At 59.8% G+C, this 6,006-nt stretch carries 9 protein-coding genes; 1 reads left to right on the forward strand and 8 read right to left on the reverse strand.

Features of this window, described 5'->3' with window-relative positions; all coding sequences use genetic code 11:
• The 8 genes from ACQY6C_RS04295 to ACQY6C_RS04330 all read right to left on the reverse strand — a co-directional run.
• Positions 1-516, reverse strand: a 516-nt coding sequence (locus tag ACQY6C_RS04295) for a GNAT family N-acetyltransferase (RefSeq protein WP_427965212.1), incomplete at its 3' end; no start/stop codon positions are given.
• A gap of 5 nt (positions 517-521) precedes the next feature.
• Complete coding sequence (locus tag ACQY6C_RS04300; RefSeq protein WP_427965215.1) at positions 522-1,142, reverse strand: uracil-DNA glycosylase family protein; 621 nt, start codon at positions 1,140-1,142, stop codon at positions 522-524.
• 8 nt (positions 1,143-1,150) lie between these two features.
• Positions 1,151-1,558 (reverse strand): MAPEG family protein, encoded by a 408-nt coding sequence (locus ACQY6C_RS04305; RefSeq protein ID WP_427965218.1) that lies wholly within the window; start codon positions 1,556-1,558, stop codon positions 1,151-1,153.
• An 11-nt stretch (positions 1,559-1,569) separates the two neighbouring features.
• The gene (locus ACQY6C_RS04310) at positions 1,570-1,959 is read right to left on the reverse strand and encodes a VOC family protein (RefSeq protein ID WP_427965220.1); all 390 of its coding nucleotides are present in this window, start codon (positions 1,957-1,959) and stop codon (positions 1,570-1,572) included.
• Between the two features lie 98 nt (positions 1,960-2,057).
• Positions 2,058-2,540: a YHS domain-containing (seleno)protein gene (locus ACQY6C_RS04315; RefSeq protein WP_427965223.1), complete on the reverse strand. Its 483-nt coding sequence runs from the start codon at positions 2,538-2,540 to the stop codon at positions 2,058-2,060.
• A gap of 41 nt (positions 2,541-2,581) precedes the next feature.
• A complete protein-coding gene (locus ACQY6C_RS04320; RefSeq protein WP_427965226.1) occupies positions 2,582-3,124 on the reverse strand; it encodes a carboxymuconolactone decarboxylase family protein in 543 nt (180 codons plus the stop codon).
• Between the two features lie 116 nt (positions 3,125-3,240).
• Positions 3,241-4,170, reverse strand: a complete 930-nt coding sequence (locus ACQY6C_RS04325) for an AraC family transcriptional regulator (RefSeq protein ID WP_427965228.1) — start codon at positions 4,168-4,170, stop codon at positions 3,241-3,243.
• Positions 4,171-4,235: 65 nt separating this feature from the next.
• A complete protein-coding gene (locus ACQY6C_RS04330) occupies positions 4,236-4,850 on the reverse strand; it encodes an outer membrane protein (protein ID WP_427965231.1) in 615 nt (204 codons plus the stop codon).
• Between the two features lie 503 nt (positions 4,851-5,353).
• On the opposite strand from ACQY6C_RS04330, the gene ACQY6C_RS04335 reads away from it, so the two are divergent.
• Positions 5,354-5,884, forward strand: a complete 531-nt coding sequence (locus ACQY6C_RS04335; RefSeq protein ID WP_427965234.1) for a helix-turn-helix transcriptional regulator — start codon at positions 5,354-5,356, stop codon at positions 5,882-5,884.
• The last annotated feature ends 122 nt before the right edge of the window (positions 5,885-6,006 follow it).

Genomic DNA, 6,006 nt, shown 5'->3' on the forward strand with positions numbered 1-6,006 from the left:
CACAAGGTTGAGGCACCATTTGCGAAAAGAAATGCCCAAAAGCTCTGATATGCCCATTGGTCGGGCGCCGAGTCGTTGCAGTGCACGTTCTGAGCGGGACAGCGGAAGCAGGAAGGTCACTTCCTCGATTTGCGTGTGGTGGCGTGCCCAATCAAATGCCTGCAGCGCAATATCCTTTCCCTGCCGAAAATATTTGGGCCGCAAGACGAGACCGAAGTCCCATTCGTCCCCTTCCCGTTGAAAGCCGCCGAAACCGGCATATTCGCCCTCGTGCAGGATTGCCCAGTGTCCCAGGCCGTCGCGCTCCCAGCATGCTTCTTTAGTGGCGATGAGTTGCGAGACAAACGCTGCATCTGGATCGTCGGGAAGCAGCGGTAAGTGCCGTGCGATGCGTGGATCGCGCAGATGTGCGAGCAAGGCAACAGGATCGACATTCGTAAATCGTCCGAAACGGAAAATCTCGAAAGGATCGGGATGGTCATGTGTGCAAACCAAACCTGGGCTGGAGTTTGCCAATCGGTTTACCCCTGTACGAGAATTTCGCGGACGCGCGAGCGCACCCTACCCAGCAACTCGCGCTCGAACCAAGGGTTCTGCGTCAGCCAGCGCCGGTTGCGCGGGCTGGGATGCGGCAGAACAACCAGCGCCGGCAGCGTCTGGCGCCACATTGCAACGGATTCGGTGACGGACTGCCGCGTGCCATCGCCGTGCCAGGCAGCTGCATACTGGCCGAGAACGATAGTAAGCCGCAAGTTTCGGAGGCGATCCAGCAACGCTTCGCGCCACAATTCTGCGCAGCGGGCAGGTGGCGGCAGATCGCCGCCCTTGCCAGTTCCGGGAAAGCAGAAAGCCATCGGCACAATCGCGAAGTTCTGCGGATCGTAAAATGTCTTGCGGTCCACGCCCAGCCAGTCGCGCAACCGGTCACCCGAAGGGTCGTCGAAAGGAATACCTTTGTGGTGGGTGCGGTTTCCGGGGGCTTGCCCGGCGATCAGGATACTTGCGGCGGGATCCCATTGCAGGATCGGGCGAGGACCCAGTGGCAGGTCCGGGCAGCTCTCGCAGCGCCTCACCGCTGTGAGAAGTTCTGCATCTGCAAGATCCGCCAGATTGGTCATCGCACCGATCTCCATATTTGGCATTGGGGCGGTCAGGCCACCTGTATGCCGATTGCAAGGATTGCAGCCCAAGATACGAGGTAGGACGGGGTACGCAGATAGGGAATGCCCAACGAATAGACGATGTAGTGTACCACGCGGGCGTAATAGAACACCGCTGCCCAGTGGCCGACGAATTCGGCATCGACCCGATCGGGCAGCATAGCGGCGGCAATCACGACCGCGACGAACGCCGGAAGGGTTTCGACCATGTTGAGATGCGCGCGCTTGGTGCGTTGCGCCCACAGCGGCGGCTCGGGCTCGGTCGCCGGAAATCCCTTCGGATAGTTGGTCACGAAGTCCTTGAGCCCCCAAACGGCGAGCCGCGCAAGAATGTAGGGTACCCACATCAGGACGGTGAAGACGCCTGCGAGGGCAAGGTATTGGAATGCCTGTTCCATGATCCGGTCTCCTAGCTCGCGAAGCCGTTGTGGATCGCTTCAAGCTTGTGCCCAAAGGGATCGATCACGAATCCAGCGTAGACATCATTCGCAGGATAGTCGGGGCGCGGGCCGGGCTCGCCGGCACAGGCGCCGCCCGCTTCGAGTGATGCTGAATGAAAGCGGTCGACGCTGGCAGGCGCATCGGCGCGGAAGGCGATGTGCGTTCCGTTGCCGCGGCTAAACTCGGCGCCGTCCGAGGGCACCATGACGAGGAACTGCACCGCGTCCTTGCCATAAGCGGCAAAAGCTTCGTTCGCGGCGAGGCAGGACAGGCTCAGCGATGCCATCACCGGATCGTAAAAGCGACGGGCCGCTTCGATGGACGGGACGCCAAGACTGATATGGTCGAGAATGTTCATAGGATGATTCCTTGATTGGTGGATGGCGGCGAACCTCGTTCTGGCTGGACGGAGGTCGGAGGGGAGCCGCGAAGGTCACCGCCACCCGGGCCGCTGCGTCAGAGATCGGCGGCGGCTACGCTGCGAATGCTCTTCCAGTTGGTCGCGGCCTTCTTGATTGTGCCGGCCTGGTCCTTCTGGAATGCCTTGAGGATGTCTTCATTGAGGAAGACATAGAGCTTGCCATCGACGACAGCGGCATAGCGCGGATCACCGTCGAACTTCTTGCCGACTGAAACACCGAACGTGCAGTAGCCGCCATTCTGCGGGGTGAAGCGGCCGGGGTTCGCCCTGAATGCATCGAGGTTTTCCTGCGACGTAAAGTAATAGGCGACGCCATCGTGCACCGCGGTGAACTTGGCCGCGCCGTCAATCCGGTTGCCGAGCGTAATGAACGCGACCGGATCGACGCCATGCAGGCCGAGCGGCGCACCCGCTGCGGTCAGACCGTTCGATACGTTGTTCTCCTCGACCGCCAGCGCCGGTGTGGCGACAGTCAGCAATTGCGCAGCAAGCAGGGCTGCAAAGATTGGCTTCTTCATTGGTTTTTCCTGATGTTGAGGGTTGGGGGTTTTCGGGGCGCTCAGGCGGCCCGGGTCGAGACGACCGGAAAATCGATTTCGGTCGCAGCGATGTGGTTGAAGTAGTTGGTGAAGATGTTGAGTGCGGTCAGCGCAATCAGCTCGACCAGGTGGCCCTCGTCGAAACCGGCGGCGTAGAATGCCTCGACGTCGGCATCGCTCAGCACGCCGCGCTGGTTTAAGATCTTGCGGGTAAGTGTGACGATCGCACCGTCGCTGCCATCGAGATTGCCGCCGGCAATCACCTGGTGCATGTCGGGCTGATCGAGCCCGGCCATCTTGCCGAGCGCGCTGTGGGCCGACGCGCAATAGTCGCAGCTGTTTTCGCCCGCAGCGGCAAGCGCAGCGAGTTCGCTCTGGGCGGCGGTGAAACGGCCATTGCCGATGGCTCCACTGAAACCGAGATAGGCTTCGAGCGCGGCAGGCGACTGCGCCATGGTCCGAAGGATGTTGGGCACACCGCCCATCTTCTGGCGAACTGCGTTGAAGAGCGAACTGACCGCTTCGTCGGTCGTGTCGAGCGGCAGGGCTGGAATCCGTTGCATGGGTTTCTCCGTGTTTGCGTTGTGGACGCAGCGGAGATGCAATCGACAGGACGCTAAGACAATGTCAGCGCCGGAGATTGGGATTTGGTGCTAATTGAAGAGGACGATCTGCAAATTCAAGCTGCCAATCGGCTGCGAAAATTGGTCGGGGACTCGCCGAACATATTGGCAAATGCGCGGGTGAAGGCGGCGGGAGACTGGTATCCGATTCGCGCGGCAACCTCCTGGATCGAAGCCTTGCCCTCGCGCAGCAGCGCGCAGGCCTTCTGCAGGCGCCATTCGGCGAGATAGGTCAGCGGGCCGCACCCGACCAGCTCCTGGAATCGGGCGGCAAAGCGGCTGCGTGACATGGCGGCCTCGCCCGCGAGCGCTTCAACCGTCCAGTGTGTCGCGACATCTCGGTGCATGGCCTGGATCGCGCGTGAAATCTTGGGATCGCTCAGCGCCTCCATCAGTCCAGCCAACTGGTCCGATTGCGAGGCAGAGGATCGCACCGTTTCGATGAAGATGATTTCGGACATTCGACGCACAACCGCCATTGAGCCGGGATTGTCCTCGGCCATCTGCCGCGCCATCAGGCGCAGGGCCTCGTCGAGCCAGAAGGTCGAACTGCGCATGCTCGCACTGACGTGGATCAGGTTGGGGAGCGACCGCAACAGCGGATGATCGCTACCCTCGGCGAATGTAAAATGGCCGCACATCAGCTGCGTCGCTGCGTTCTCGCATCCGTCTCCAACTCTGAATAATGGGCCTCCGGTGTATTCGTTCTCTGCCATTGCCCTTTCGAGCTCCACCGGCTTGCGTTCGGGCGTATCCGAGAGGGCATGTGCCGCCCCGGCCGGGACGAGGACGAGATCGCCCTGCTTCAGGTGTATTGGCGATTCATCTCCGGCACGCACCCAGCATTCACCCTGGGCCGCAAAGTGGAAGCGGATGGCCGAGGCGTAATTGGGGACGCCGATCGACCACGGGCTGTTAAAGCAGGTACGGAAATAGAACTGGCCTTGCAGCGAGAGGGAATCGAGAATGTCGCTCAGCAGGTCCATTAACGCGCTCCATGTCGGATGGCGGAAGTGCGGAGGCTTCCGGTCGGCCGCCCCCGCCCTTCGTTCTAGAAATTCCAGAGAACGCCCGCCAGTACCTGGTGTCGATCCCAATCGGCCCCGTCGCTGCCGAGGTCCGAGTACCGGTATTCGATCCGACTGCGCAGATTGTTACCGAATGCATACTCGAGACCGCCGCCCGCGAGCCAGCCATCGGCATTGTCCTTGTCGCGCAGGGTCGTCTGCCCAACCTCGGTCAGAGTCGCCTCGACACGACTGTTCTGGTATCCTCCGCGAACATAGACCAGTGCCTTGTCGTTGATGAGATATCCAGCACGGCCCGTGACCTCAAAGGTATATTCTGGATCAAGTTCGAGCGAACCCGCAGCATCCGCCAGGCGCAGCTCGTCATCAGCACCTACGCCGAGCGCAGCCTCAACACCCAAACGGACCTTTGAGGCGATGGCGTAGTCGTATCCGGCAAAGAGCTGGAAATAGGCGGCGTCTTGATCAATTTCGTTAGCGAGTGCGAGGCCATCGCCGAGGCTGGGTCCAACTTCGTCCCGGCTATAGCCAGCTGCGACACCGATGAAAGGCCCTTCAAATTCCTCTGCCTGTGCAGGACTGGTAATTGTAGCGAACGCGACCGGAGCAAGCAGCAGCGCGGCAATACGAATACTCATGTTCATTCCTTGTTGTTCCGCGCCACCTCTTGGCGCTTACATGGAATTGGAATGGATGGACGAATTGCAATGCTAACCCGCTAGACGTGGACTTGCCGCAAATCATGCAGGACGCTTAGCAAAGTCGACACATTGGCGGCTTGACCTGGAGAAAATCATGATCGCGGTCGGACGCCATCTGAAGTCGTGGTTCAGGCTCTTACATCTGCAACTCGTGTGGCTTGAGCCCGAGGGCATGGGTGTTTTGAGTTCGAACTCTTGCCTCTGCGTCGATTGAGAAGCCTCTACTCTGTGGGCTCCCAAGTCGATGAGCCGACATTCTCCTCTCGGCCCAGATTCCGTCGCTCTTACACTATGGCCGGTTTGAAGTTCCGAGCCGGCAGCCTTCGTGTGACAGCATGGATAAGACATGGTCTGATTTGCCGAACGCAACCACATCGCGCCTAGATTGACACTTTGATACGAATCGTATTAAAAGATACGAAGCGTATCAAAGGACGGCGATGACACAGACCTCACTCGGATTGGCATTAATCGGCCTGGCCTTTGCGAAGCCTCAAACCGGCTATGCCTTGCGTAAGGCCTTCGAAGATTCCCCTCTCGGCGTTTTCTCTTCCAGTCCCGGCAGCATCTATCCGGCTTTGGCCAAGCTAGAGAAAGCGGGACTCCTGGACCGCCGGCCGCAAGCGGTCGGCGGCAAGCCGCTTTTTCACGTGACCCAGAGCGGCAGGGGCGTTCTGCACGATTGGCTGAACGCTGAGATCACGATTGAGGAGGTGGCGCGGGAAGTCGATCTCGTCCTGCTTCGCTTCGCCTTCCTACAAAGCTTTCCCGATGATGCATTGACGCGCCGGTTTCTACGATCCTTCAGCAATGCGGTAGGCAAGCATCTGGATGCACTTCGAACCTTTCTGGAAAGCGCCGAGGGACAAGCTCTTTCCGCCCACGGGCGCTGGGCGATGCAGAACGGCATCTTGGGTTACGAAACGCATCTCAACTGGGCCGAATACGTCTTAGAGGAGCTGGATCGATGACAAGGGTACTAGCTGTCTTCACGGCTAAGATTGTGTTGGTTTGGATCGCCGCGCTCATATCTTCGATTGTCGCTGCGCAACTCATCGGAATGGGCGGCGACGGCGTCGGAACCGACGGACCA

The sequence above is a fragment of the Altererythrobacter sp. genome (assembly GCF_050299635.1).
Classification (GTDB): domain Bacteria; phylum Pseudomonadota; class Alphaproteobacteria; order Sphingomonadales; family Sphingomonadaceae; genus Erythrobacter.